The organism is Rhodococcus sp. AZ1 (genome assembly GCF_054979605.1).
Window position 1 is genome coordinate 41,996 of the sequence record NZ_JBUEQF010000011.1, and the last position, 24,313, is coordinate 66,308.

Consider the following 24,313-nt stretch of genomic DNA (forward strand, 5'->3'; position numbering starts at 1 on the left):
GCACCACTCCCACACCCGCGGTCACAGGTGCTGGCCCAGGAACGCGAGGGTCTGCTCGAACGCCGCGTCGGCCTCGGGAAGCACACCGAGCATCGTGTAGAAGCCGTGCATCACGCCGTCGTACCGGGTCAGTGTGACGTCGCCACCGGCGTCGGCAAGGCGACGGGCGTACTCCTCCGTCGCGTCGCGGGTGGGGTCGAACTCGGCCGTCATGATCAGGGCCGGGCCGAGACCGGAGAGGTCGGATGCCCGAGCGACGTTGCAGTACGGGTCGGCCCGCTGGTCGGAGTCGGCCGCGTACATGTCCCAGAACCACTCGCACGACTCCGGATCGAGCATCGGAGTGCTCAACTCCGGGTTCGACACCCGCATCTCGCTCGTGCCGTAGGCGCTGACCAGCGCGTCCGGCACCCGACCACCGCCATCACGGACGCGCAGAGCCAGCGCGAAGGCCAGAGAACCGCCGGCACTGTCCCCGCCCACCGCCATCCTGCCGACGTCACCGGCAACCACCGCCGGGGAGGTCTGAATCCACTCCCACACGGCCACACAGTCATCCAGGCCCGACGGGTAGGGGTGCTCCGGCGCGAGCCGATAGTCGACCGAGACGATGACGAGCTGCGCGGCGTTGCTCATCACGCGCAGGAAGTTGTCGTGCATCTCGAGGCCGCCGATGGCGAACCCGCCGCCGTGCATGTACTGCAGGACCGGCAGGTCCGTGGCGGCGCTGGGCCTGTACACACGCACCGTCACGGGCCCGGCTGGGGTCTCGACCTGCACGTCGCGTGTCTCGTGGATCGGCTCGGTCGACGGCGGCACGGAGGACGTGCCCTGGCGGAGCAGATCGAGAGGGACCTGGTGCATCGGGACGGGCATCGCTGCACGTGATGCCTCGATCAGGGCTGCGGCCTGCGGTGTCAGGGACATGGGGTCTCCTCGTGGGCAGCGGTCAGAGCCGTGCACCGACACGACCTCGACGCGGATTCTGTGGCCCGCGTCACTACGACGGACAGTATCGAGAAGCTATACAGCTGTCAATTATTCATCCGTCGAGTGCACGATTAGGTTCGAGAATCTTGATTTTCAGCCACCCCCCCCGCCAGAACATCTGTGCAGGGACCGCCTACGTGGTCAGTGCATGCCGAACCATGGCCGCAGCCAGGCGTAGGTCGGCGTCGGGGTCTACCACGAACCCGCGGCGCTGCCAGTGCCTGAACCGCCCGACGAGCAGGTCGATCACGATCGACGCCCGAAGGAGCCCCTCCTCACGGCTCCACCGCGCCCATCGACCGGCGTCGTCGACCATGGCAGCGGCGATGGTCTCCATGCGCGCGGTCATCTCGTCGGGCCGCTCGGTGAGCATCGGCGGCGAGAGAGCTCGTATCGCCAGGCTCTCGGCGTCCCACTCCGCCAGGCCCGTCTCGATCCAGGCATGTAGTGCGCGCTCCGACCAATCCGGGAGATCGGTCAATCCGCGGAAGAACAACTCGGCCCGAGTCCACATTCCGTCGGCAAGTGCGGCGGCGACGTCGACCTTCTGCTCGAAGTGCAGGTAGAAGGTTGCCCTGCTGGCCCCTGCGGCCCGGGTGATCTGCTCGACCGACGTTGCGTCGAAGCCCTGTCGGCGGAACAACTCGTCGGCCGCTTCCAGCAGCCGGTCCCGGGTGAAGGCCTTGCGGCGTGCCCGGATCGACGGCGTTGCGGGTGGCGATGATTCGGACCCGGTCATCCGAGGATTCTAGGGCCGGGGACACCGGCCACGATCTACGCGAGGGGTATCGTCGGGTAGGTGACGGCCGCCACAGTCAACGTTGTCCGACGCGCCCGACAGCACTCCCTGGGCGATCTCCCGCGCCGATCGGCCGCCAGAGCTCCCGACAAGCTCGCGATCGTCGACGGGAACGTCCGGTTGACCTTCGCCGAATTCGACGGGCTCGTGGACCGAGTCGCCAACGCCCTGCGCGAGCGCGGGTTCGTCCACGGCGACAGGTGCGCCGTGCTCTCGCGCAACAGCTGGCAGTTCGCCGTGCTCTCCTTCGCAACAGCCAGGCTCGGCATCGTCCTCGTGCCGGTGAACTTCATGCTCAATGCCGACGAGATCTCCTTCATTCTCGACCACAGCGGTGCGCGCGGTCTCGTGGTGGGCTCCGACCTGACCACCGTGGGCAGCCAAGCGCTGGAACGATGCGAACAACGGGTCGAAGTACGCACGTGTATCGGTGACCCCACCGACGGATGGGAGCCGTTCGGGTCCTGGCTCGATCACGGCGACCCCACCCCGGTCGAGGCGGAGGTCGCGGACGACGACCCTGTGCGCCTGATGTACACAAGCGGCACGGAGTCGCGTCCCAAGGGCGTGCTGCTGTCGAGCCGCTCTCTGATGTGGCAGTACGCCACCTGCGTCATCGATGGCTCGATGGCAGAGGACGACATCGAGCTGCACTCGTTGCCGATGTACCACTGCGCACAACTGGACTGCTTCCTCGGGCCCGACGTCTATCTGGGCGCGACGAGCATCATCACGCAGGGTCCCGACCCGACGACCGTACTGGGACTGATCCAGCAGCACCGGGTCACCAAGTTCTTCGCGCCGCCCACCGTCTGGATCTCCCTGCTCCGTTGCCCCGACTTCGACAGCACCGACCTCACCTCGTTGCGCAAGGGCTACTACGGCGCGTCGGCCATGCCGGTCGAGGTGCTGCGGGAGATCGGGCAGCGCCTTCCCGACGTGCAGCTGTGGAACTTCTACGGCCAGACCGAGATGTCGCCTCTGGCAACGATTCTCAAGCCGCACGAGCAGGTCGAGTTCGCAGGCTCGGCGGGCAGAGCGTCCGTCAACGTCGAGACCCGCGTCGTCGACGATCTGGACCGGCCGGTGCCGGCGGGTCAGGTCGGCGAGATCGTCCACCGCAGCCCGCACGCGACCCTCGGGTACTACAACGACCCGGTCAAGACGGCCGAGGCGTTCGCAGGCGGGTGGTTCCACTCCGGTGACCTCGGCGTTCTCGACGAGCACGGCGTGCTGCGGGTCGTCGATCGCAAGAAGGACATGATCAAGACCGGCGGCGAGAACGTGGCCAGCCGGGAGGTCGAGGAGGCGATCTACCAGCTCGACGGTGTGGCCGAGGTGGCTGTGTTCGGCGCCCCCGACCCGCACTGGATCGAGGTCGTCGTCGCCGTCGTGGTCCCCAGAGACGGCGCAGAACTCACCCCGGACGCCGTCATCGCCCACACGCGCTCGCTGCTGGCCGGCTACAAGACGCCGAAGCATGTCGTCCTGGCGGACGCCCTGCCGAAGAATCCGAGCGGAAAGATACTCAAGCGGATACTGCGAGACGACTTCGCCGACAGCCGACCGACCTGACGACGACCCCGCGCAACTCGGCATCGACGCCGCCTCACTGCGCGGGTGGCTCGGCCTGTGAGGGCGGCCGGTCCAGCTGGAGCGGTAGGTCCAGCAGCGGCGGCCACACGAGATCCGTGCCGCTACCGTCCGCCCAGGTGACCCGCACCCGCGGGCCGTCGTGGTCGAAGACCTCCACCGACGGTGTGGGAATCGGCCGATGCCGATGAAGACCGATCGCCACGGCGACCACGGTTCCCGGCTGAGGCGGATCGCCGGTGGCGACCCAGGACGTCGCGGTGCGGGCAGCCAGCGGGGTGACGTCGTGCTCGATCTCGACCCCGCACCGGCGCATTCCACGCAGCCCCACCACGGTGGTGGACACCGGTCCGGTCACCGAGACCACCGGGCGCGGTGAATCGTTTGTGCTGCAGGTGATCTCGTCGGTGGCGCAGGTGATCTCGTCGCCCGAGACGGGCCAACCGCCGATGCGCAACACACCCGGCACAGGCCCCGATCCGGGTTCGATCCGTGCCAGGCGGACCTCCACACCCGGCCGAACCAGCGAGGCGACGGTGAGCACCGGCCCGTCGACCGCGCGGCCTGCTCGTCCCGAGCCGTGATCGTGGCCGCCGCCGGCGGTGTCGGGGTCGATCCAGTGCACCCGTCCACGGCTGACGCCGACCACGGTGCCGTCGCGCTCCTCGCACACCAGGGTGGTGAAACCCGCTCGGTGCGAGGCGGTTCCGCGAACATCGAGAAGGACGACGGAATTGTCCACCGGCGACTCGACCGACGCTCCCACCAGCGGTGGGATCGTCGCGGTCGAGTATCCGAGGCGGGCGTACAGCGGCGCGTCGGAGACCACTGCACCCGCTGCCGCATGGTCGGTGCCGTGGTTCACCACGCTCGCAACGCCGTCGTAGGTGGTGATCAACCAGCCCGGTGCCCGCGCCACCCGCGCCCGGTCGGCGATCTCGGACGGCAATGCCCGCTCCTGCGCCCGCCACACCGAATGCTCCACCGGCAGCGCGAGTCCGAGCAGCCCCAGCGATGCCCAGTACGGAGACCCTGCACCGGAGTAGGCCTGCCGCATCGCCGGCCATCGATGGTGGAGCCCGATCGTGAGGGGATGGCTCGCCCGCGCCTCGAAGTGCCGCACGATCAGCCCCGCGGCGCGGCGGGCGAGAGCGGGATCGAGCGCGCCCGTCCATCCCCCGATCCAGAACGGCGCCGCCGCGGCATGACGGTAGATCAGCGAGCGACCTTGCAGCAGCGGCGCACCGTCGGCGCCCACGAGGTCACAGGCGTCCTCGAGGTATCGGCCCAGATCGGTGTTCCACTGCGCGGCGAGAGTTCGCGCGCACAAGGGTTCTCCCTGGCCGCCGTCGTCATCGGTGACGGAGAACAGCTGCACCCACAGGGCGGGGAACAGATGCAGTGCCCACCCGACGTAGTGGTCGAAACTGCGTTCGCCGTCCCGATCGGTCAGCCAGCCGGCGGGCCGACGCAAACTCGCGTGCACGGCGAGATCGGCCTCGATGTCCTCGCGGGAGAAGGTGCCGCCGACCTCGCGCAGGAACGACTCGACCAGAATCCGGAACCACACCCAGTTGATCGGCGGATACTCCTGGCCGATCACCGTCTCGAACCACGCGACGGTCCGCGCGCGGACCGGGTCCGGCAGTCGATCCCACAACCAGGGCCGGGTGAGCTGGAGGCCCAGCGCCAACGACGACGCCTCCACCTTGGCCTGATCGAGTCGATCCGGTCGCGGCCACGCCTCCGGGTGCGACGGGTCGGTACCGGCGGCGAAACCGTCCGCGTACCGCGACAGCAGCCCGAGCGGGTCCCGGCCGCCCTCCCCGGCTATTCGGATTGCGCCCGCGAGGAAGGTGCGCGCGAACCCCTCGAGCTCGTCGCTGTCGCGGCCGTACCGACTCGTCGGGCCGGGTAGGACCACCCGTGCGCACCCGGGTGAGCGCGAGGGTTCCACGGCGGCGATGAAGCGGTCCGCGCAGCGCGCCCAGTCCTGCCGCGACCACTGCTCGTGATCGGGCGAGAGCACGCGGTCGATCACGCCTGCACGGTCAGGTCCGGTGCGGTGACCGCTGCCGCCGGTGGCCGTCCGGCGGCGAACCGCTCCAGCTCGTCGAGGGCAGCTGCGCTCAACCGCCGTGTCTCACCCCCGAGCGACCCCGCGACATGCGGGGTGATCATCACGTTCGGCAGGTCGTAGAGAACGCTCGTCGCGGGCAGGGGCTCCGGATCGGTGACGTCCAGAATCGCGTGCAGCCGTCCCGACCTGCACTCGTATTCGAGTGCAGCGGTGTCGATCAGGGCGCCCCGCGCCGTGTTGATCACGGTGCAGTGGGTGCGCAGCAACGCCAGTTCCAGCGCCCCGATCATGCGGTGCGTCTCGGGCAGGGCCGGAGCGTGCAGGGACAGCACATCGGCCACTTCAAGCGCGTCCGCGAGCGTCATGGGCACGGCTCCGGCGGCACGGATCTCCGCGGGATCGGCCACCGGATCGACCACGATCACCCGGCCGCTTCCGGTCGCGACCAGAAGCTCGGCAACCCGTCGTCCCACCCGGGAGAAGCCGACGAGCACCACCGTGCGATCGCGACCGGACAGTTCGCCACGGGAGTCACGGTAGTGCCAGTCCTGCCGGTACCGACGCGCATCCGCGGCCAGGAACGGAGCCTTCTTGAACGAGAACAGGATCGCCGCCAGGGTGTACTGGGCGACCGGCTCGGCATTGGCGTCGGCCGCGGTGGTCACCATGATCCCGCGGTCGAACACCGCGGGTGTGATGTGCCCGCGAACCGAGCCCGCGGCGTGGAACACCGCGCGCAGAGCCGGTGCCGCGGCGAGCACCTCGGCATCGATCACCGGGCATCCCCAGGAGGTGATCAGCACCTCCACATCGGCGAGTCGACGGCGGGCAGCGGGCGAGGACAGCTCCGAGAGCATCGACGGATCGTCCACCCGGGCGAGGCGGTGCAGACGGGTGAGTTCGTCGTCACCGAACTGCACGTGGAAGGTCGGCGAATCCATCACCAGCAGTGCACGGGGGCCGCTCACCGCACCGCCCCGGCCGCCAGACCGGATCGCCACTGCCGTTGCAGAACGATGAAGGCCACGATCAACGGCACGACGGCCAGCAGGGAGCCGGTGATGACGAGCGAGTTGTACTGCGGGAACTGCACCGTCTTGTTGCTCCACTGGTAGAGCCCCAGGCTCATCGGGAACAGATGCGGATCGGTGAGCATCACCAGCGGCAGGAAGAAGTTGTTCCAGATCGCGACGAACTGGAACAAGAACACCGTGACGATGCCCGGCCTCATCAGCGGCAGCGCAATGCGCACGAACGTGCGCAACTCGCCCGACCCGTCGACACGCGCGGCCTCGACGATCTCGTCGGGTACTGCGGACTCGGCGTAGACCCGCGCCAGGTACACCCCGAACGGGTTGGTCAGGATCGGGACGAACACCGCCCAGAAGGTGTTCACCATGTGGATCTGCGATGCCAGCAGATAGAGCGGCATGGCCAGAGCCGTCGTGGGCACCAGCACGCCCGCGAGGGTGAGGCCGAAGAGCACACCGCGTCCGGGGAACGGAATCTTGGCCATCGCGTAGCCGCAGGCCGCGCACACCAGCGCACCGACCGCCGCACCCAACCCGGCGTAGAGCACCGAGTTGCGCACCCACTCGAGGAAGATGCCGTTCTCCTGGCTGAACAGGGTGCCGAAGTTGGACCAGAGATTCCACGACCCGAACGAGAACGCCGACGTGGTGGCGAAATCCTGCGCCGACTTCGTGGCCGCGGTGGCCAACCAGATCAGGGGCAGCACACTGTAGAGGGAGGCGATGATCAGCAGCGTGTTCACCGCCGTGCGCGAGGTCCACCGGGATCGGCTCCCGACGGGCGCCGCTGCGGGGGCCGAATCCTTGTCGGCGAGAACAGCAGTCACTTCGACCTCCGGGAGGACAGGCGCATCACCAGCGCGGACAGAACGGCGGATGCGCCGGCGAGGATCACCGAGGCTGCGGCGGCGCGACCGTAATCGCCGGCGACGAAGGCGGATTCGTAGACGTACAGACTCGGCGTCCACGTGGAGGTGATCGCTCCGGTGAACGTGCGCAGGATCAGCGGCTCGGTGAACAGCTGTATCGATCCGATCACGGTGAAGACGAACGCCACGAAGATGGTCGGACGAATCAGGGGCGTCTTGATTCGCAGCGCGATGCGCAGCCCACCGGCGCCGTCCACCCGGGCCGCCTCGATGACATCACGCGGCACGGTCTGCAGTGCGGTGTAGAAGATGATCATGTTGTAGCCCATCCACTGCCACTGCGAGATGTTGACGATCGAGGCCAGGATCCCGCCGCCGGAGAGCGGATCGATCGGCGCGATCGCCGAGATCGGGCCGACGCCGGGTGAGTAGAGGTAAGCCCAGATCAGGCCGGTGATCACACCCGGGACCGCGTACGGGAGGAACATCGCCAGCGTCCACACTCGGCGCAAGCGCACCACCGCGGAGTCGAGCAGCAGCGCCAGCACCAGCGCGCTACCCATCATCAGCGGAACGTGAATCAGCGCGTACACCACAACATTTGCCAGAGCTTTCAGGAAGTCGTGGTCACCGAGCACCGCCCCGTAGTTGCCGAGGGCGACGAACACCTGGCGCGGTCCGCCGAACCCCAGCCCGGACAGCCGGTCGGTGAACAGACTCAGATACAGCGCGTACCCGATCGGCACGAGCACCGTCGTCGTGAGCAGAACGATGAACGGCGCCGCGAGCAGCAGTCCCGACCGCGCGGCCGTGCGACGCCGCGGGTTCGCCGGGGCGCTCGGGGCGAGCAGGGGATCGCTCGGTGCCGTTCGGTCCGGTGCGGGCGAGGTGATGGTCACGACGGGTTCCCTTCGACGACGGTGAGGCCGCGGCCCCGCATGTCCGACACCGCGGCGGACTGGACACGATCGAGGGCACCCACGAGATCGCCTGCGGCACTTCCGATCTTGTCCACCACCGTGGAGAACGTGGCGAGCGCGTTGGGACCCCACGTCCAGTCCGGCACGCGCGCAGCGGCGGTGTCGAGAACGTCGTAGACGGGGTCGCCGATGAAGTAGCCGCCCTTGTAGGCGGTGCGCGCCAGAGCGCGGCTGGGGGTGTAGGCCGAGAACGGTGAGGTGAACGTGGTGCCGATCTCGGTGACCTTCGGATCGGTGGAGAGCCAGCGCAGGAACGTCAGCGCGGCCTCCGGTGCGGACGACTCGCGGGAGATCCCGAACGTGGTGCCGCCCTGCACCCCGCTCGCCGGCGCGGCGGCGTCGAACACCGGCATCGTCGCCACGGCCCACCTGCCGGTGTCGTCGGGAACGGACTTCTTGAACGTGCCCACGCTCCACGCCGCACCGAGCAACCCCCACAGTCGCCCGTCGTGCATCGAGGCGGTCCATGCCTGCCCGCTGGTCGGCATCGTGAGCACCAGGTCGTCGCCGATGGCCTTCTGCCAGAACGCCGCGGTCCGCTTCGACCCGTCGGAGGCAACATTGACCCGCCATGCCTGCTCGTCGACCCGCCACCACGGATCGTCGGCGCCCCAACACATCCCGGCGAAGAACGAGCCGTCGTTGAGGGGGAACGTGGTGATGTGGGCATTCGAATCGGCGGTGCGGACCGCGCGTGCGGCCGTCGCGAACTCGTCCCACGTGGTGGGCACCGCTATGCCGTGCTTGTCGAACAGATCCTTGCGGTAGTAGAACGCCTGCGGCGCGAGGTCGTACGGCACACCCCACGTGCGCCCGTCGGGACGCACCCCCCGCCATGCGGCGGGGCTGTACTTCGTCTCGAGGTCCGCCACCTGGTCGGTGATGTCGAGAAGCCCGCCGCTGGTGAGTATCTGCGGCAGCGCCTGGTACTCCACGTGCAGGATGTCCGGAGCATTGTGGGCTCGAATGGCGTTGGTCTGCTGTGCATATCCGCCGGAGAGTCCCGACGCGATCACCGACAGTTCGACGAACACCTCGTTCTGCGCCGCGTTGAACGCCGCGACGTACTTGTCCATCCCCGTCAGCCACGACCAGACGCTGACCGTGGTCGCACCCGGCGGCGCCGCACTCGAGGCGCACCCGGCCAGCGCACCGCCGGCCATCAGCCCCGCGCCGAGCGCCACCGAGCCCCGGAGGAAGTTCCGGCGTGAGAACCCTGCCGGTGTCGCGGTCCGCACATCCGCCTCCAGTTCATCCCGTGTTGCTCGAACGTCCCCGCAAGCGTCGGTGCGCACGGTAGCGTCGTCAATCGAATCGATCAGAAGCGATCACACACGATCAGGAATGCGCATGTTGGCTGCCGAACGTGAGGACCGAATCCTCGCCGCGGTCCGCGAGCACGGCACCGTCCGGCTCACCGATATCGCCGACGACCTCGGCGTCACCGCCGTCACCGTCCGCCGCGACGTCACCCGCCTGGCCGACCGGGGGCTGCTCACCCGCGTGCACGGCGGTGTGGCGCTGCCCCGTCGACTCGATCGCGCTCCCAGTTCTCCGGGTCGAGCAGCGCCACGCGCGACCCGGTACTTCGTCGGGATGGTGGTGCCCTCGGTGGAGTACTACTGGCCGGCGGTGGTGCGCGGCGCCCAGATGTCCATGGCGGAGACCGGCGATCGGCTCGCACTGCGCGCCTCGAGCTACGACCCCGACGACGACCGTCGCCAGGCGACCCGCCTGATCGACCAGGGAATCGCCGTGCTGCTCATCGCACCCACCCTCGGCGCCCGCGGTTCGCTGGACCTGCTGCGCTGGTTGGGCACACTGCCCATCCCGGTCGTGCTCGTCGAACGAACGCCGCCACCGTCGCTACCCACCCTCGCCCTCGACGCCGTCGTCACCGACCACGCCCTCGGCGCGGGGCTCGCCATCCGTCACCTCACCGGACTCGGCCACCGTCGGATCGGGCTGATCACCTCCCGCCCGAGCCCCACCACCACCGGTGTTCGACGCGGATGGGCGCAGACCGTTGCCGAACTCGGCGCCGACTCCGATGCCCCCGACCTCGACATCCCCTCCTACGGCGCGACCGGCTGGCGACCGGCTTACGACGCGGTTCTGGACCGTCTGATCCGCGAGGACGTGGCCGCCGTTCTGGTGCACTCCGACCGCGAGGCCATCGGCCTGATCGAACGTGCACGTGACCGTGGCCTGCGCGTTCCCGACGATCTGGCCGTGGTGTCCTACGACGACGAGGTCGCCGGCGCCTGCGACCCACCGCTGACCGCCGTGCGCCCGGACAAGTCCCGGCTCGGCGCTGTCGCCGCCGAACTCGCTCTCGCCCGCGCACTCGGCGGACTCGACCGTCCCGTCCACCGCACCACCCTCTGGCCCACCATCACCGTCCGCCAGTCCTGCGGCGCGGCTGGGCCCGTGTACCCAATGTGACATTCGGTCATCCAGGGTGACCAAATGTCACATTGGGTACGGGAACAATGCCCCCCACGAGCCCCGCAGACGCCGACGCGCCCGGCCCCGACGAGGGGACCGGGCGCGCCGAGTGGAGACGGTGTTACCGCAGGGATGCGGGAGGGGTGAAGCGCTCGCCGTACTTCTTGGCGAGTTCCTCCGCGCGGGCCACGAAGCCGGCCTGGCCACGCAGTTCCGGGCGTCCGGCGTTGATGCCGTCGTAGTTGACGACGTACTGGTGCACGCCGCCGGTCCACGCGGGGAATCCGATGCCGAAGATGGAACCGATGTTGGCATCGGCCGTGCTCAGCAGCACACCCTCGTCGAAGCACTTCTGCGTCTCGATGGCCTCGATGAACAGCATGCGCTCGATGAGGTCGTGGAACGGAATGTCCGTCGGGCCGGTCTTGAACTCGGTCCGCAGGCCCGGCCACAGCCCGGCACGCTTGCCGTCGACGTACTCGTAGAAGCCCTTGCCCTTGAGCTTGGACGGGCGGTCGAACTCGTCGACCATCTTGTCCACCACCCAGGCGGCGGGACGCTCCGGCACGGGCTTGCCCTCGGCGGCCAGGCCCGCGTCGGTCTCCTTGCGGATCTTCTGCATCAGCGAGAGCGTGAGCTCGTCGGAGAGCTGCAGCGGAGCAGCCGGGTACCCGGCCTGCAGACCGGCCTGCTCGATGGTGGCGGGCTCGACGCCCTCACCGAGCATGGTGATGGCCTCGTCGATGAAGGTGCCGATCACGCGCGAGGTGAAGAAGCCGCGGGAGTCGGTGACCACGATCGGGGTCTTCTTGATCGCCTGCACGAGGTCGAACGCCTTCGCCAACGCGGCGTCGGAGGTCTTCTCGCCGCGGATGATCTCCACCAGCGGCATCTTGTCCACGGGGGAGAAGAAGTGGATGCCGATGAAGTCTTCCTGGCGCTTCACGCCGGTCGCGAGACCGGTGATCGGCAGGGTCGAGGTGTTCGATCCGAGCAGCGCGTCGGGTGCGACGAGATCCTCGATCTCCTGGAACACCTTCTGCTTGAGTTCGACGGACTCGAACACGGCCTCGATGACGAGGTCGGCGCCGGCCACATCGTTGGCGTCGGCCGTGGGGTGGATGCGCGCGAGGAGGGCGTCGGACTTCTCCTGGGTGGTCTTGCCACGCGAGAGGGCCTTGGCCTCGATGGCCTCGGAGTACGCCTTACCCTTCTGAGCGGCCTCGATGGCGACGTCCTTGAGGACGACCTCGATACCGGCCTTCGCGCACACGTACGCGATGCCGGCGCCCATCATGCCGGCGCCCAGAACGGCCACCTTCTTGAAGGTGGTCTTCTCGTAACCCTCGGGGCGCGACTTACCGGAGTTGATCGCGTTGAGGTCGAAGAAGAACGCCTGGATCATGTTCGTCGACACCGAACCGGTGACGAGGGTGGTGAAGTAGCGCGACTCGATGGTCGACGCCGAATCGAAGTCGACCTGGGCACCCTCCACCGCGGCGGAGAGGATGGCCAGCGGCGCCGGCATCGGGGCACCCTTGATCTGCTTGCGCAGGTTCGCCGGGAACGCCGGGAGGATCGAGGCGAGCGACGGGTTGGACGGGGTGCCACCAGGGATCTTGTAGCCCTTGACGTCCCAGGGGGCGACGCCGCCCTCGGGGTTGGCCTTGATCCACGCCTTGGCTGCGGGGACCAGTTCCTCGACCGAATCCACCAGTTCGTGGATCAGCCCCACCTCGAGCGCCTTCTGCGCCTTGAAGCGGGTGCCCTGGGCCAGGACGGTCATGAAGCCGTTCTGGATGCCCAGCAGACGGGTGATGCGGGCGACGCCGCCGCCGCCGGGGAGCAGACCCAGCGAAACCTCGGGCAGACCGATCTGCACCGACGGGATGTTGGCTGCAATGCGGTGGTGCGTGGCCAGAGCGATCTCGAGGCCGCCACCGAGCGCGGCGCCGTTGATGGCGGACACGACGGGCTTGCCGAGCTTCTCGATGCGGCGCAGCTGCGCCTTGATGCCCTCGACCTCGTCGAACACCGCCTGCGCGTCGTCCGCGCCGGCCTTGATGATGTTGTTGAGGTCGCCACCGGCGAAGAAGGTCTTCTTCGACGAGGTGATCACGACACCGGTGATGGAGTCCTTCTCGGCCTCGAGGCGATCGACAGTGGCCGCCATGGACGACTTGTACAGCTCGTTCATGGTGTTGGCGCCCTGGTTGGGGTCGTCCATGGTCAGGACGACGATGCCGTCGGCATCCTGATCCCACGAAATCATGTTGTCAGACATATACGTTCAGCTTCCTCAGACTCGCTCGATGATGGTGGCGACACCCATACCGCCGCCGATGCACAGGGTGATCAGGCCGTAGCGCGCGCCGCGGCGCTCGAGCTCGTCGACGACGGTGCCGGTGATCATGGCGCCGGTTGCCCCGAGCGGGTGACCCATGGCGATGGCGCCACCGTTGACGTTGAGCTTCTCGTTCGGGATCTTCAGATCCTTCTGGAACTTCAGGACCACCGACGCGAAGGCCTCGTTGAGCTCGAAGATGTCGATGTCGTCGATCGACAGACCGGCCTGCGCGAGCGCCTTCTCCGTAGCCGGGGTGGGACCGGTGAGCATGATGGTGGAATCGGCACCGCTGGTGGCGGTGGCGACGACGCGGGCACGCGGGGTCAGGCCGAGGTCCTTGCCCACCTTCTCCGTGCCGAGCAGCACCAGGGCGGCGCCGTCGACGATGCCCGACGAGTTACCGCCGGTGTGCACGTGGTTGATCTTCTCGACCCAGTGGTACTTCTGCAGCGCGACGTCGTCGAAGCCGCCCATGGCCGCGAGGGCCTCGAAGGCCGGCTTGAGCTGACCGAGGGACTCGACGGTGCTGCCCGGACGCATGTGCTCGTCGTGATCGAGAACGAGCAGACCGTTCTGGTCGACCACCGGCACCACGGACTTCGAGAAGTACCCACCCGACCACGCCGCCGCGGCGCGATCCTGCGACTGCACGGCGTAGGCGTCGACGTCCTCGCGGGAGAAGCCCTCGATGGTGGCGATGAGATCTGCGCTGATGCCCTGCGGCACGAACGAGGTGTTGTAGTTGGTCCACGGGTCGAGCGGCCAGGGGCCGCCGTCGGAGCCCATGGGGACGCGGGACATCGACTCGACGCCACCGGCGATGACCAGCTCGTCCCATCCGGAACGCACCTTCTGCGCGGCCATGTTCACGGCCTCGAGGCCGGAGGCGCAGAAGCGGTTGATCTGGACGCCACCGACGGTGTCGGGCATCCCGGTGTAGTTGACGACCGCGCGGGCGATGTCGGCACCCTGGTCACCGACCGGCGAGACGATTCCGAGGATCACATCGGAGATCCGGTTCTCGTCGAGGTCCGGGTAGCGACGACGAAGTTCCTCGACCAGTCCCGACACCAGCGAGATCGGCTTGACCGAATGCAGCGATCCGTTCTTGCCCTTGCCTCTCGGTGTCCTGATGGCCTCGTAAATGAATGCCTCTGTAGACACAGCGCACTTTCCTTCCGATTTGACTCTCGATTGCGGACCGGCGCGCCGCGGCGCCCTGGCCCACGAGGTGCAGACCTCGACGGCCATCACTCTAGAGGGTGGCCCCGACGCGCTGACAGGACCGAACCGAGCGCGGAATGTGACACGACGGCGGACCCGTCGTCGTGCTCATGAGGGCTGGGAGCTGCCGTTACGAACCGCCGGCGCTGCCGCGGCCGTCGAGACGAGTGGCGCCGAGTTCGCTCTGCAACAACTCCAGCGCCACCTCCTCGGGATCGCGGCGGTCCCTGGACTCCGGGTTTCGCGCCGCCTCGGCCAGCATCTCCGCCCGATCCTCGTCGGTCTCGGCCGGGGGCGGGTCGGACGGCGTCGGATCACCGGTCGGCAGGTCGACGGGGTCGACCTCGGGCGGCTCGGGGTCGTCCGGCTCGTCGGGCAGCGGGATGTCGTCCGCCCGCGGCGGCGGAGCCTGTCGGCCCGAGCCCTGCGGCGCTGCCTTCCGAGGCGGCGACTTCTCGGGGGGTGCGGTTCGGCTCGGCCGCGAATACTGCGCGGGCGCGCGTGGCGGCGAGGGAACAGCCGACGCCTCGCCGAGCTGAGGCGCCGACGACGCAGCCTCCGAATTCGGCTCGACTTCGGTGCGCACCTCCCAGTCGACCCCGAACATGTCCCGGAGAACGTCGCGAATCACCTCGACGTGACGCGGCTCGAGGAGCCTCTTCGCCAACGGCGCCGAGTGGTGGGCCAACACGATGGCGTCGCCGGTGACCGCGCGCACGGTCGCGCCGGAGAGCATCACCTCGGTGGTGCGCGAGCGGTCCCGCGCCTTGATGCGCACCTCGGACCAGACGGCGCGAACAGCCGCCACATCCGGCCCCGAACGGGCGGCAGGTTCAGGCGCGGGCTCCGGCGTGGGCTCGGGTGCTGCCGGTTCGGGCACTGGAACCGGCGCCGATACTGCATCCGGCTCGGGCACTGCATCCGGCTCGGGCACTGCAACCGGCTCGGGCACTGCAACCGGCGCCGGGGCAGCGACCACCGGATCCGACGGCCGGCGGAAGCGCGGCGGCGGGGTGGCCGTGGGTGGGGTGGCAGTGGGTGGGGTGGCAGTGGGTGGGGTGGCAGTGCGTGGGGTGACCGGGGGCGGGGAGTGGAGCTCGGCCTCTCCGGCAGGCCGGGTGACGTCGAGTCGACGCTCGATCCGCTCGAGGCGCTGCAGCAGCGCGGACTCGGCATCGGAGGCCGACGGCAGCAGCATCCGCGCACACATCACCTCGAGCAGCAGGCGCGGCGATGTGGCCCCGCGCATCTCCCCCAACCCGGTGTGCACCGTCTCCGCGTAGCGCGTGAGCGTGGCCGGACCAATGTGTTCGGCCTGTGCGCGAATGCGGTCGAGCTGATCTGCCGGCGCGTCGATCAAACCCCGGTCGGCGGCGTCGGGAACAGCGCGGACCAGAATCAGGTCCCGCAGCCGCTCGAGCAGGTCGACGGCGAAACGCCGAGGATCGTGCCCGGCGTCCATGACCTTCTCGACCGTCCCGAACAGTGCCGCACCGTCGAGCGAGGCGAGAGCGTCGACAGCCTCGTCGATCAGGGCCACATCGGTGACGCCGAGCAGAGCGAGTGCGCGCCCGTACTGCACCCCCTCGTCGCCGGCGCCGGCAATCAACTGGTCGAGGACGCTCAGCGTGTCACGCGGGGATCCGCCCCCGGCCCGGATGACCAGTGGGTACACCGCATCCTGGACCACCACGTTCTCGTCGGCGCAGATCCGCTGCATGAGCGAGCGCATCGCGGCGGGCGCGAGGAGCCGGAACGGGTAGTGATGAGTGCGTGAGCGGATGGTGGGCAACACCTTCTCCGGCTCGGTGGTGGCGAAGATGAAGATCAGGTGTTCGGGTGGCTCCTCGACGATCTTGAGCAGCGCGTTGAAGCCCGCGGTGGTGACCATGTGGGCCTCGTCGATGATGAACACCCGGTACCGCGACTCGGCCGGCGCGTAGAACGCGCGATCGCGAAGCTCGCGCGTGTCGTCGACACCGCCGTGGCTGGCCGCATCGAGTTCGATCACGTCGAGATTTCCCGGCCCACCCGGCGCCAACGCGATGCACGACGAGCACTGGCCGCACGGGGTGGAGGTGGGGCCCTGCTCGCAGTTCAGCGAGCGGGCCAGAATGCGCGCGGAGGACGTCTTGCCACATCCGCGTGGACCGGAGAACAGGTAGGCGTGGTTGATCCGCGACGAATCGAGAGCGACCGACAGCGGCTCGGTGACGTGCTCCTGCCCGACAACCTCGGCGAACGTCGCTGGACGGTACTTCCGGTACAGAGCCACGGACAAAGGTTACCGGCGCCTTCGGACACCGTCCTCGGCGGCGACGACCACCAGGCGGTGACCGCTCGGCGGCGTGTTACTTCTCCGCCGCGGCCTTCGCGGCAGCCTTCGCCGCGGCAGCCTCCTTGGCCGCGGCCTTGGTGGCGCGCTTGAAGTCGCGGACCTCCCCGAGCGAGATGGGATCGACGACGTCGGCGATGGACCGACGCGATCCCGGCTCGCCGTACGCTCCGGCGGCCTCGCGCCAGCCCGGGGCGGTCAGGCCGCACTGTTTACCGAGCAGGGCCAGGAAGATCCGCGCCTTCTGATCGCCGTAACCGGGCAGCGCGCGCAGTCGGCGCAGGACCTCCGTGCCGTCGGGATCCCCGTCGACCCATATGGCGTCGGCGCGCCCGTCGTAGTGCTCGACGATGTACGCGCACAGGTCCTGGATCCGCTTGGCCATCGCACCCGGGTACCGGTGCACGGCGGGGGTCTGGGCGCACAGGGCGGCGAACGCATCGGGATCGTGGTCGGCGAGCACCCGCACATCGAGCGTGCCCAGCCGATCGTGGAGTTTCTTCGGACCGGCGAACGCCGACTCCATGGCCACCTGCTGATCGAGGAGCATCCCGATCAGCAGCGCCAAAGGATCCGTCGAGAGCAGCGCGTCCGCGTCGGGATCGCCCACCAGGTTCAAGGTCTCGGCCATGCCGCCGATTCTTCCACCTGCGCTGTCCCACCCGGGGCCAGTGCCTCGAAACGCAAGGAACCGGCCGCCCCCTCGCAGTGAGGAAGCGGCCGGTTCTTCTCGTCCGTTGCCGAGGTCAGCGCGGGATGGCGTCCAGGTTGGTACGCAGCAGCAGCACGTTGTACGACGAGTACTGCGAGGCGGTGAAGTACAGCGAGTTCCCACTCGAACGCGGGTGGATGAACGGCGCGTACAGCGCGGTGCCGGTGGCGCCGCCGTTGATCTCAGCGCTCGGCACCAGGGTGGTCTGCTCGCTCCACGGACCCTCGGGGTTCGGGGAGGTGCGCAGCACCAGGCGCTGCTCGATGTCGTTGAACGTCAGCAGGATGTAGCGCTGAATGTAGTCGTTCCAGGCCACCGAGAGCTCGCCGTTCGGCTCACGCACCACCGGGGTGGACGCGTTGAGGTCACGGGTCCAGCCGTTGGGGGACCAGTACTCGTAGCGGTTCGGGTCCAGGATGGCGTCCGGGGTCGAGCGCGAGAGGTACACCGCGCCGATCCGGCCGCTCTGGGTGCCGTACTGGTACACCATGCCGTCCTTGCCCCGCATGAAGCCGAGCTGCTGGAACCGGGAGGTGCCGCTCTCCCGACCGGGGACGTCGACGCCGAAGATGTTGTTGAAGCGGATCGTGCTCGGTGCGACCTGCCAGGTCTGCCCGTTGTCACGCGAGGTGGCGATGCCGCTGTAGTTGGTGAACCACACCGGACCGTTCCAGCTGCGCACCGACATGAACGACATGTACTGCACGCCGTCGACCGCGATGCCCGAGGTGGGAACCACGGTGAGCTCGACCGGAGCCAGACCCAGCGCGGGGATGAGCTGAGCGGCGTAGTTCAGGCCCGGCTCCTTGACCCCGTCGTCGATGGTGAGGCCGTCGGCCAGGTTGGTGTCGTTGCTGCGAAGCAGAGTCTGGTGACGCCACTGGCCACCGGGCCAGGTGCAGTCGCCGAAGGTGTCGCCGAAGGCCATCAGCGTCTGCCCGGCGCCGTTGTCCCACGAGATGCCGAGGTCGGTTCCGGAGATGCCGAAGCGATCGAAGGTAGCGTTCTGGCTCGCGGGACCGGTCACCCAGGATATCACCGAGGTGTTGGGGCCGTTGTAGACCGGGGGCGGTCCCTGGCGTCCGCTGGGGATCTGGCCGGGGAGGCCGGCGCCGATGTTGCCGCTGCCGGCGAATCCGCCGCACGCCTCCGCACTGGCCACGGGTGAGGTCAAGGTTGTCAACGTTCCGACAGCAAGTGCCAGAACCGTCGCCGACACGATACGGCGGCGTACCCGCATTCGAAATCCCCTTTGCGCTGTCCGCCCGGGCGGGCGGGTCTCACGTGCTGACTCGGACCTGTCGGTGCAACCCCCGCTGCGATGACGGTGGAAACATAACAGAGGTTGGACCCGGACCTGTAAACGAACTTTCGCCCGCTTTTGTGACCAGTGGTGCTATCTAGTTGTTCAGGAGCTTCTCCGCGGCTGCGAGCAACACGCACGTTGCGACCCCGTCCATGGACGCAGACACATCATCCATGGATGGGAAACTCGGTGCGAGTCGGATGTTCCGATCGTGCGGGTCCCGTCGGTACGGGAAGGCCGATCCGGCCGCGGTCAGAGCGATTCCGGCGTCCTTCGCCAGCGCGATCGTGCGCGCCGCTGTGGCATCCATCACATCGAGGCTGACGAAGTACCCGCCCTTCGGATCGGTCCACGACGCGACCTTCGACGGGCCCAGCCGATCGGCCAGGATCTCCGCCACCCGGGCGAACTTGGGAGCGAGTATCCGCCGATGCTCCGCCATGTGGGCGCGCACGCCGTCGGCGTCGCCGAAGAACAGCACGTGCCGCAGCTGGTTGAGCTTGTCCGGACCGATGCTGCGCGTCGCGGTGAACCGGGTGTACCACTCCAGGTTGGCCGTCGAGGCCCCCAGGAAGGCGACTCCGGCGCCCGCGAAGGTGATCTTCGACGTCGACGCGTAGACCACCGGACGGTTCGGCACCCCCGCCGCGGCAGCGAGCGAGAGCACGTCGATCGCGGGCGCGAACTCCTCGACCAAGGGATGCACGGCGTACGCGTTGTCCCACAGGATTCGGAAGTCCGGCGCCGCGGTGGGCATGGTCATCAGCTCGCGAACGACATCCGCGGAGAACACCGCGCCGGTGGGGTTCGAGTACGTCGGGACCGCCCACATGCCCTTGACGGACGGATCGGTGGCGACGATCTCGGTGAGCGCCGCCATGTCGGGCCCGTCCTCGAGCATCGGCACCGGGATCATCTCGATGCCGAGCGTCTCGCACACCGCGAAGTGACGGTCGTACCCCGGACTCGGACACACGAACTTCACCGGCCCCTGCGCCGCCCACGGGCTCTCGGAATCGACCGTCCCGTGCAGCAGCGCGTACACCAGGTAGTCGTGCATGAGCTCGAGGCTCGAGTTGCCTGCAGCGAGAAGGTTGGCCGTCGGCACCGAGAGCAGCTCACCGAAGATCGACCGCAGCGACGCAAGACCCATCAGGCCGCCGTAGTTGCGGCAATCCGTACCGTCGGCGTCGCGGAAGGTGCCCTCACCGGGCAGGGTCAGCAGCGCGGCCGACAGATCCAACTGCTCCGGCGACGGCTTACCGCGGGTGAGGTCCAGCGACAGTCCACGCTCACGCAACTGCTGGTAGAGAGCCACTTGTGCCGCGTGCTCGGCTTCGAGTTCCGCGCGGGTCATCAGTCCGTACTGGGTCTGGGCGGGCATGGAGCGCTGACCTTTCGATGAGCGACAGACTCTTCCGGCGCGAGCGCCCGCCACGCGGAGAGGCGACGAGCTCGTCGAGATGTAAGGGGACCCCGCGCACCCGGCAGAGCCCGTTGACCCTTGCTGCCTTCCGGCCCTGGGGGAGTTCACAGGATGCGCGCCGCGCGGGATCCACTGATCACTGTAGACGGCCGGTCACCCCGCCGAGCAATCCGCACTCCCGGCGGACGGCCGGATTGGTCCGGGCGCGGGTGCTGCCTCTATGCTTCGAGGCGGAGGATTCGCCTAGTGGCCTATGGCGCTCGCCTGGAACGCGGGTTGGGTTAACGCCCTCAGGGGTTCAAATCCCCTATCCTCCGCCACCGGACGCCCTCGACTCCGTACGAGTCGGGGGCGTTCGTCGTTCCCCCGGCTCCCTCGCTCGGCGCTGCTGGCCCGGTCCGTCTGTACCCAATGTGACAGTTGGTCAGCTCTGGTGACCAACTGTCACATTGGGTACCGAAAGCAGGCCCACCCGCATGTGATGCAGGACACGCAATCTTGCAACTTGCGCAATTGTGCACGCAGTGCAATTATTCATTCGTGCAGCGAAGTGAATCGGCTCTCGGGCTCCGGGAGCGCAAGAGGATCGCCACCCGGCGACAGATCGAGACCAGTGCCGTCTCGCTGGTCCTCGAGCACGGCTACGACGCCGTGACCGTGGACATGATCTGCGACGCCGCCACCATCTCCACCCGCACGTTCTTCAACTACTTCCCCGGCAAGGACGCCGCGGTGGTGGGAGAGCTGATCTCGATCCCCACCGACGAGGCCATCGACGCGGTTCTCGCCGAGCACGAGCCGGATCTTTTGACCGGCGTGGTGCGGGTGTTCGAGTCCACCGCGATGGCCGACGACGGCGAGTCCGACCTCCTGCTCGCACGCCACCGCATCATCAAGTCGCACCCGGACCTCATGCACCGCCACTTCGCGCGCATGAACGAACTCGAGGAAGCGCTCACCCGCGTGGTCGAGAGCCGAATTCGCGCGCGGGGCGGCACGCTGGGCGATCGGGTCCGCAGCGAGATCACCCCCGACGAGGAGGCTCTGGCGCTGGTGATGACGGCGGGCGCAGCGATGAAGTACGCGTTCCGACGCTGGCAGGCCACCGGCAGACGCGGCTCGCGAGCGGACATGTTGGCGCCCGCGTTCGAGCTGATGGCAGCGATCATCCGCCGCAATCAGCCGGCTCCGCCCACCACCAACCCCTGAGCACCAACCCCTGAGCACCAACCCCCCCCAGCACCACCCCCCCAGCCCGAGAGGTAAGGACCACCCATGTCCACATCCGTGACGAAGTCCACCGACTTCGCCCCCAAATCCGAGAACACGAGGTCCATCGGCCTGGTGTTCGCGGGTCTGCTCATCGCGATGCTGCTGGCATCGCTCGACCAGATGATCTTCTCCACAGCCCTGCCCACCATCGTCGGTGAGCTCAACGGCGTGAACCACATGGTGTGGGTGACCACCGCCTACATCCTGGCCTCGACGGTGATGATGCCGGTCTACGGCAAGCTCGGCGACCTGCTGGGCCGCAAGGGGCTGTTCATCGGCGCGATCGCCGTGTTCATCGTCGGATCGATCGTCGGCGGCATGGCCCACGACATGACGATGCTGATCACCGGGCGCGCCATCCAGGGCCTCGGCGGCGGCGGCCTGATCCTGCTGGCCCAGGCGATCATCGCCGATGTGGTCCCGGCCCGTCAGCGCGGTCGGTACATGGGCGCGATGGGCGGGGTGTTCGCACTCGCCTCGGTGGCGGGCCCCCTGCTCGGTGGCTGGTTCACCGAGAGCATCGGGTGGCGCTGGGTGTTCTGGATCAACGTCCCGCTCGGCGCGATCGCACTCGCCAGCGCCCTGTTCTTCCTGCGACTTCCCAAGGGCGGCAAGCGAAACCCAGTCATCGACTGGCCCGGCATGGTTCTGGTCGGCATCGCCGCGACAGCACTGATCCTGTTCACCACCTGGGGCGGCAACACCTACGCCTGGGCATCGCCGACGATCATCGGCCTCATCGTCGTCGCCGTCGCCGCCGCCGTCGCGTTCGTACTCGTCGAGCGTCGCTCACCCGAGCCGGTGATCCCCATGCACCTGTTCGCCGAGCGCAACTTCGTGCTGACCACCGTCGCCGGCCTGATCACCGGCATCGCGATGTTCGGCGCCCTCGCCTACCTGCCCACCTACCTGCAGATGGTGACGGGCAAGAACGCCACCCAGGCCGGTCTGCTGCTCATCCCGATGATGGCCGGTCTGCTGGTCACGTCGGTGATCTCCGGTCAGTACGTCAGCCGCACCGGTCGCTACAAGTGGCTGCCGGTGGTCGGGACGGCGATCGTGGCGGTGTCGCTGGTGCTGCTGTCCACGCTCACGCCGTCGACCTCGCTGGTCGTGCTGGGGATGTTCATCGCGCTGATGGGCATCGGACTGGGCATGAGCATGCAGATCCTCATCCTCATCGTGCAGAACACGTTCCCCGGCTCGGAGGTGGGGACGGCGACCGCGTCGAACAACTTCTTCCGTCAGATCGGCGCATCCCTGGGATCGGCCGTGGTGGGCAGCATCTTCGCCTCGCGGCTGAGCGAACTGCTGGCCGAGCGGATGCCCGAGGGCGGTCAGATCGGCGGCGGCGAGAACTCGCTGACCCCGAGCGTGCTGTCGAGCTTGCCGGGGCCGATCCGGTCGATCATCGTGGGCGCCTACAACGACGCTCTGACACCGATCTTCCTGTACCTGGTGCCGCTGGTGGTGTTCGCCGCGGTGATCCTGGCCTTCGTGGTCGAGAAGCCACTGGCCACCCGAATCGACCGAGGTGACGCGGGCGAGGACAGCAACCCACGCAAGGAAGACGCACCGATGGAGTCGGCCATCCCGGTCATGCACTGACCCGACCCGAGCGCCGGCCCCGAACACTGGAATGTGTGCAGGCCCCCGATACCGCCCCGCAGCGATGTGGGTCACGGTGTCGGGGGTCTTCGACCTGGGCGAACCGTGCACAAAACAATCCATGTGCCCGAATTCGGCCGATTCAGGAATCAACCGAACCGGTTTACGGTTGAATCAATTCAGTCGGGGCACCACCGGGTTGTAGCAACTCCGGTTCACGCACCGATGGACAGAGCGTCGGATGCCCGATCCGATGTCGTGCGCGAGCACCCATCCGCTAGGAGACACCGATGACCACACCCACCGTGACGCCGCGGTCCGCACCCGTCTCGACGATGCCGACCACCTCCACGCGGGCCCTGCACACGCTGATGCTGCACGGCGACAAGCTTCGCTACGTCGACGAGGGCCACGGTCCCGCCGTCGTCCTGCTCCACGGCCTTCTCGGCTCGCACCACAACTGGGCGCCGCAGATCGAGACCCTGAGCAAGAAGTACCGCGTGATCGCACCCGACCTGTTCGGTCACGGACTCTCCGACAAGCCGGACGGCGACTACTCCCTCAGCGCCCACGCTGCGACGGTGCGCGATCTGTTGGATTCGCTCGGCATCGAGTCGGCCACCTTCGCCGGACACTCCTTCGGCGGCGGAGTCGCCATGCAGGCGATGTACCTCTTCCCCGGCCTGGTCGAGCGTCTCGTGCTGGTCGCCAGCGGCGGCCTCGGCCAGGAGGTCAGCCCTCTGCTCCGCGCGGCGATCCTGCCCGGAAGCGAGTTCGTCCTCCCCATCGTGGCCTCGCAGGCCGTGCGCTCGGTCACCGACAAGGCACTCGAGGGGCTCGGCCGCATCGGCCTGACCCACCTGAGCACCAGCGCCAATGAGGCCTGGCAGTCCTTCGCCTCGGTCCAGGACGCCGGCACCCGTCGCGCGTTCCTCGCCACCGCCCGATCGGTGATCGGCGTCAAGGGGCAATCGGTCAGCGCCCGCAGCCACTTCGAGGACTACCAGGACATCCAGGCGCTGCTGATCTGGGGTGAGCGCGACAGCATCATCCCGATGTCGCACACCGACAACCTGCGCCAGGAACTGCCGTCGGGACGCGTCGAGATCTTCCCCGACGCCGGCCACTTCCCCCACCTCGACGACGCCGAGCGCTTCGACGCCGTCTTCGCCGAGTTCATGTCCGACTGCGCCGCCGACACATCGCGGACGAGCCGAGCCGGTACACGACGGGCCGGCCGCGCCCGGGTCAGCGTCGCCACACGCTGACCGCGCACCCGACCACCGAGGCCCG

18 protein-coding genes, 1 tRNA gene and 1 other RNA gene are annotated in these 24,313 nt (G+C 68.3%); 6 read left to right on the top strand and 14 right to left on the bottom strand.

Annotated features, from left to right (window positions below):
• Window positions 1–21: 21 nt before the first annotated feature.
• Window positions 22–927: an alpha/beta hydrolase gene (locus tag ACY48E_RS13900; RefSeq protein ID WP_462872811.1), complete on the bottom strand. Its 906-nt coding sequence runs from the start codon at window positions 925–927 to the stop codon at window positions 22–24.
• A 196-nt stretch (window positions 928–1,123) separates the two neighbouring features.
• Complete coding sequence (locus ACY48E_RS13905) at window positions 1,124–1,729, bottom strand: TetR/AcrR family transcriptional regulator (protein WP_462872812.1); 606 nt, start codon at window positions 1,727–1,729, stop codon at window positions 1,124–1,126.
• A 60-nt stretch (window positions 1,730–1,789) separates the two neighbouring features.
• Between ACY48E_RS13905 and ACY48E_RS13910 the strand changes: the two genes are divergently transcribed.
• Window positions 1,790–3,364: an acyl-CoA synthetase gene (locus tag ACY48E_RS13910; RefSeq protein WP_462872813.1), complete on the top strand. Its 1,575-nt coding sequence runs from the start codon at window positions 1,790–1,792 to the stop codon at window positions 3,362–3,364.
• 34 nt (window positions 3,365–3,398) lie between these two features.
• Here the strand turns inward: ACY48E_RS13910 and ACY48E_RS13915 are convergent, their stop codons facing one another.
• From ACY48E_RS13915 to ACY48E_RS13935, 5 genes are read right to left on the bottom strand one after another with little or no spacing between them, the layout of a single operon-like run.
• Window positions 3,399–5,423: a DUF2264 domain-containing protein gene (locus tag ACY48E_RS13915; protein WP_462872814.1), complete on the bottom strand. Its 2,025-nt coding sequence runs from the start codon at window positions 5,421–5,423 to the stop codon at window positions 3,399–3,401.
• Entirely contained in the window at window positions 5,420–6,430 is a 1,011-nt protein-coding gene (locus ACY48E_RS13920) for a hydroxyacid dehydrogenase (RefSeq protein WP_462872815.1), read from the bottom strand. The genes ACY48E_RS13915 and ACY48E_RS13920 overlap by 4 nt, the downstream gene beginning before the upstream one ends.
• Window positions 6,427–7,320, bottom strand: a complete 894-nt coding sequence (locus ACY48E_RS13925) for a carbohydrate ABC transporter permease (RefSeq protein ID WP_462872816.1) — start codon at window positions 7,318–7,320, stop codon at window positions 6,427–6,429. The genes ACY48E_RS13920 and ACY48E_RS13925 overlap by 4 nt, the downstream gene beginning before the upstream one ends.
• Window positions 7,317–8,261: a carbohydrate ABC transporter permease gene (locus tag ACY48E_RS13930; RefSeq protein WP_462872817.1), complete on the bottom strand. Its 945-nt coding sequence runs from the start codon at window positions 8,259–8,261 to the stop codon at window positions 7,317–7,319. The genes ACY48E_RS13925 and ACY48E_RS13930 overlap by 4 nt, the downstream gene beginning before the upstream one ends.
• Window positions 8,258–9,580, bottom strand: coding sequence for an ABC transporter substrate-binding protein (locus ACY48E_RS13935; protein ID WP_462872818.1), 1,323 nt, complete (start codon window positions 9,578–9,580; stop codon window positions 8,258–8,260). The genes ACY48E_RS13930 and ACY48E_RS13935 overlap by 4 nt, the downstream gene beginning before the upstream one ends.
• Before the next feature lie 112 nt (window positions 9,581–9,692).
• Between ACY48E_RS13935 and ACY48E_RS13940 the strand changes: the two genes are divergently transcribed.
• The gene (locus tag ACY48E_RS13940) at window positions 9,693–10,787 is read left to right on the top strand and encodes a substrate-binding domain-containing protein (RefSeq protein ID WP_462872819.1); all 1,095 of its coding nucleotides are present in this window, start codon (window positions 9,693–9,695) and stop codon (window positions 10,785–10,787) included.
• A 124-nt stretch (window positions 10,788–10,911) separates the two neighbouring features.
• Here the strand turns inward: ACY48E_RS13940 and ACY48E_RS13945 are convergent, their stop codons facing one another.
• From ACY48E_RS13945 to ffs, 7 genes are all read right to left on the bottom strand, one after another.
• Window positions 10,912–13,074, bottom strand: coding sequence for a 3-hydroxyacyl-CoA dehydrogenase NAD-binding domain-containing protein (locus ACY48E_RS13945; RefSeq protein WP_462872820.1), 2,163 nt, complete (start codon window positions 13,072–13,074; stop codon window positions 10,912–10,914).
• 15 nt (window positions 13,075–13,089) lie between these two features.
• Entirely contained in the window at window positions 13,090–14,301 is a 1,212-nt protein-coding gene (locus tag ACY48E_RS13950) for an acetyl-CoA C-acetyltransferase (RefSeq protein ID WP_462872821.1), read from the bottom strand.
• Between the two features lie 190 nt (window positions 14,302–14,491).
• The gene (locus ACY48E_RS13955; RefSeq protein ID WP_462872822.1) at window positions 14,492–16,636 is read right to left on the bottom strand and encodes a DNA polymerase III subunits gamma/tau; all 2,145 of its coding nucleotides are present in this window, start codon (window positions 16,634–16,636) and stop codon (window positions 14,492–14,494) included.
• Between the two features lie 76 nt (window positions 16,637–16,712).
• Window positions 16,713–17,327 (bottom strand): HhH-GPD-type base excision DNA repair protein, encoded by a 615-nt coding sequence (locus ACY48E_RS13960; protein WP_462872823.1) that lies wholly within the window; start codon window positions 17,325–17,327, stop codon window positions 16,713–16,715.
• A 115-nt stretch (window positions 17,328–17,442) separates the two neighbouring features.
• Window positions 17,443–18,582, bottom strand: coding sequence for a DUF4185 domain-containing protein (locus ACY48E_RS13965; protein WP_462872824.1), 1,140 nt, complete (start codon window positions 18,580–18,582; stop codon window positions 17,443–17,445).
• 226 nt (window positions 18,583–18,808) lie between these two features.
• Complete coding sequence (locus tag ACY48E_RS13970; protein ID WP_462872825.1) at window positions 18,809–20,098, bottom strand: aminotransferase class I/II-fold pyridoxal phosphate-dependent enzyme; 1,290 nt, start codon at window positions 20,096–20,098, stop codon at window positions 18,809–18,811.
• 81 nt (window positions 20,099–20,179) lie between these two features.
• An RNA gene (gene ffs, locus ACY48E_RS13975) (signal recognition particle sRNA small type) lies at window positions 20,180–20,274 on the bottom strand.
• Window positions 20,275–20,372: 98 nt separating this feature from the next.
• Here ffs and ACY48E_RS13980 point away from each other — a divergent pair.
• The 4 genes from ACY48E_RS13980 (at window position 20,373) to ACY48E_RS13995 (ending at window position 24,288) form a co-directional block, all read left to right on the top strand.
• Window positions 20,373–20,460, top strand: a tRNA-Ser gene (locus tag ACY48E_RS13980).
• 220 nt (window positions 20,461–20,680) lie between these two features.
• Window positions 20,681–21,349, top strand: coding sequence for a TetR/AcrR family transcriptional regulator (locus ACY48E_RS13985; RefSeq protein WP_462872826.1), 669 nt, complete (start codon window positions 20,681–20,683; stop codon window positions 21,347–21,349).
• A 66-nt stretch (window positions 21,350–21,415) separates the two neighbouring features.
• Window positions 21,416–23,020: an MDR family MFS transporter gene (locus tag ACY48E_RS13990; RefSeq protein ID WP_462872827.1), complete on the top strand. Its 1,605-nt coding sequence runs from the start codon at window positions 21,416–21,418 to the stop codon at window positions 23,018–23,020.
• Between the two features lie 290 nt (window positions 23,021–23,310).
• Window positions 23,311–24,288 carry an alpha/beta fold hydrolase gene (locus ACY48E_RS13995; protein ID WP_462872828.1) on the top strand — a complete coding sequence of 326 codons (978 nt, stop codon included), beginning with the start codon at window positions 23,311–23,313 and terminating at the stop codon, window positions 24,286–24,288.
• The last annotated feature ends 25 nt before the right edge of the window (window positions 24,289–24,313 follow it).

Bases quoted from the DNA above. Each gene is read 5' to 3' on its own strand.
- ACY48E_RS13905 (WP_462872812.1), bottom strand. From the start codon at position 1,729: ATGACCGGGTCCGAATCATCGCCACCCGCAACGCCGTCGATCCGGGCA.
- ACY48E_RS13960 (WP_462872823.1), bottom strand. From the start codon at position 17,327: ATGGCCGAGACCTTGAACCTGGTGGGCGATCCCGACGCGGACGCGCTG.
- ACY48E_RS13970 (WP_462872825.1), bottom strand. From the start codon at position 20,098: ATGCCCGCCCAGACCCAGTACGGACTGATGACCCGCGCGGAACTCGAA.
- ACY48E_RS13945 (WP_462872820.1), bottom strand. From the start codon at position 13,074: ATGTCTGACAACATGATTTCGTGGGATCAGGATGCCGACGGCATCGTC.
- ACY48E_RS13900 (WP_462872811.1), bottom strand. From the start codon at position 927: ATGTCCCTGACACCGCAGGCCGCAGCCCTGATCGAGGCATCACGTGCA.
- ACY48E_RS13990 (WP_462872827.1), top strand. From the start codon at position 21,416: ATGTCCACATCCGTGACGAAGTCCACCGACTTCGCCCCCAAATCCGAG.
- ACY48E_RS13995 (WP_462872828.1), top strand. From the start codon at position 23,311: ATGACCACACCCACCGTGACGCCGCGGTCCGCACCCGTCTCGACGATG.
- ACY48E_RS13940 (WP_462872819.1), top strand. From the start codon at position 9,693: ATGTTGGCTGCCGAACGTGAGGACCGAATCCTCGCCGCGGTCCGCGAG.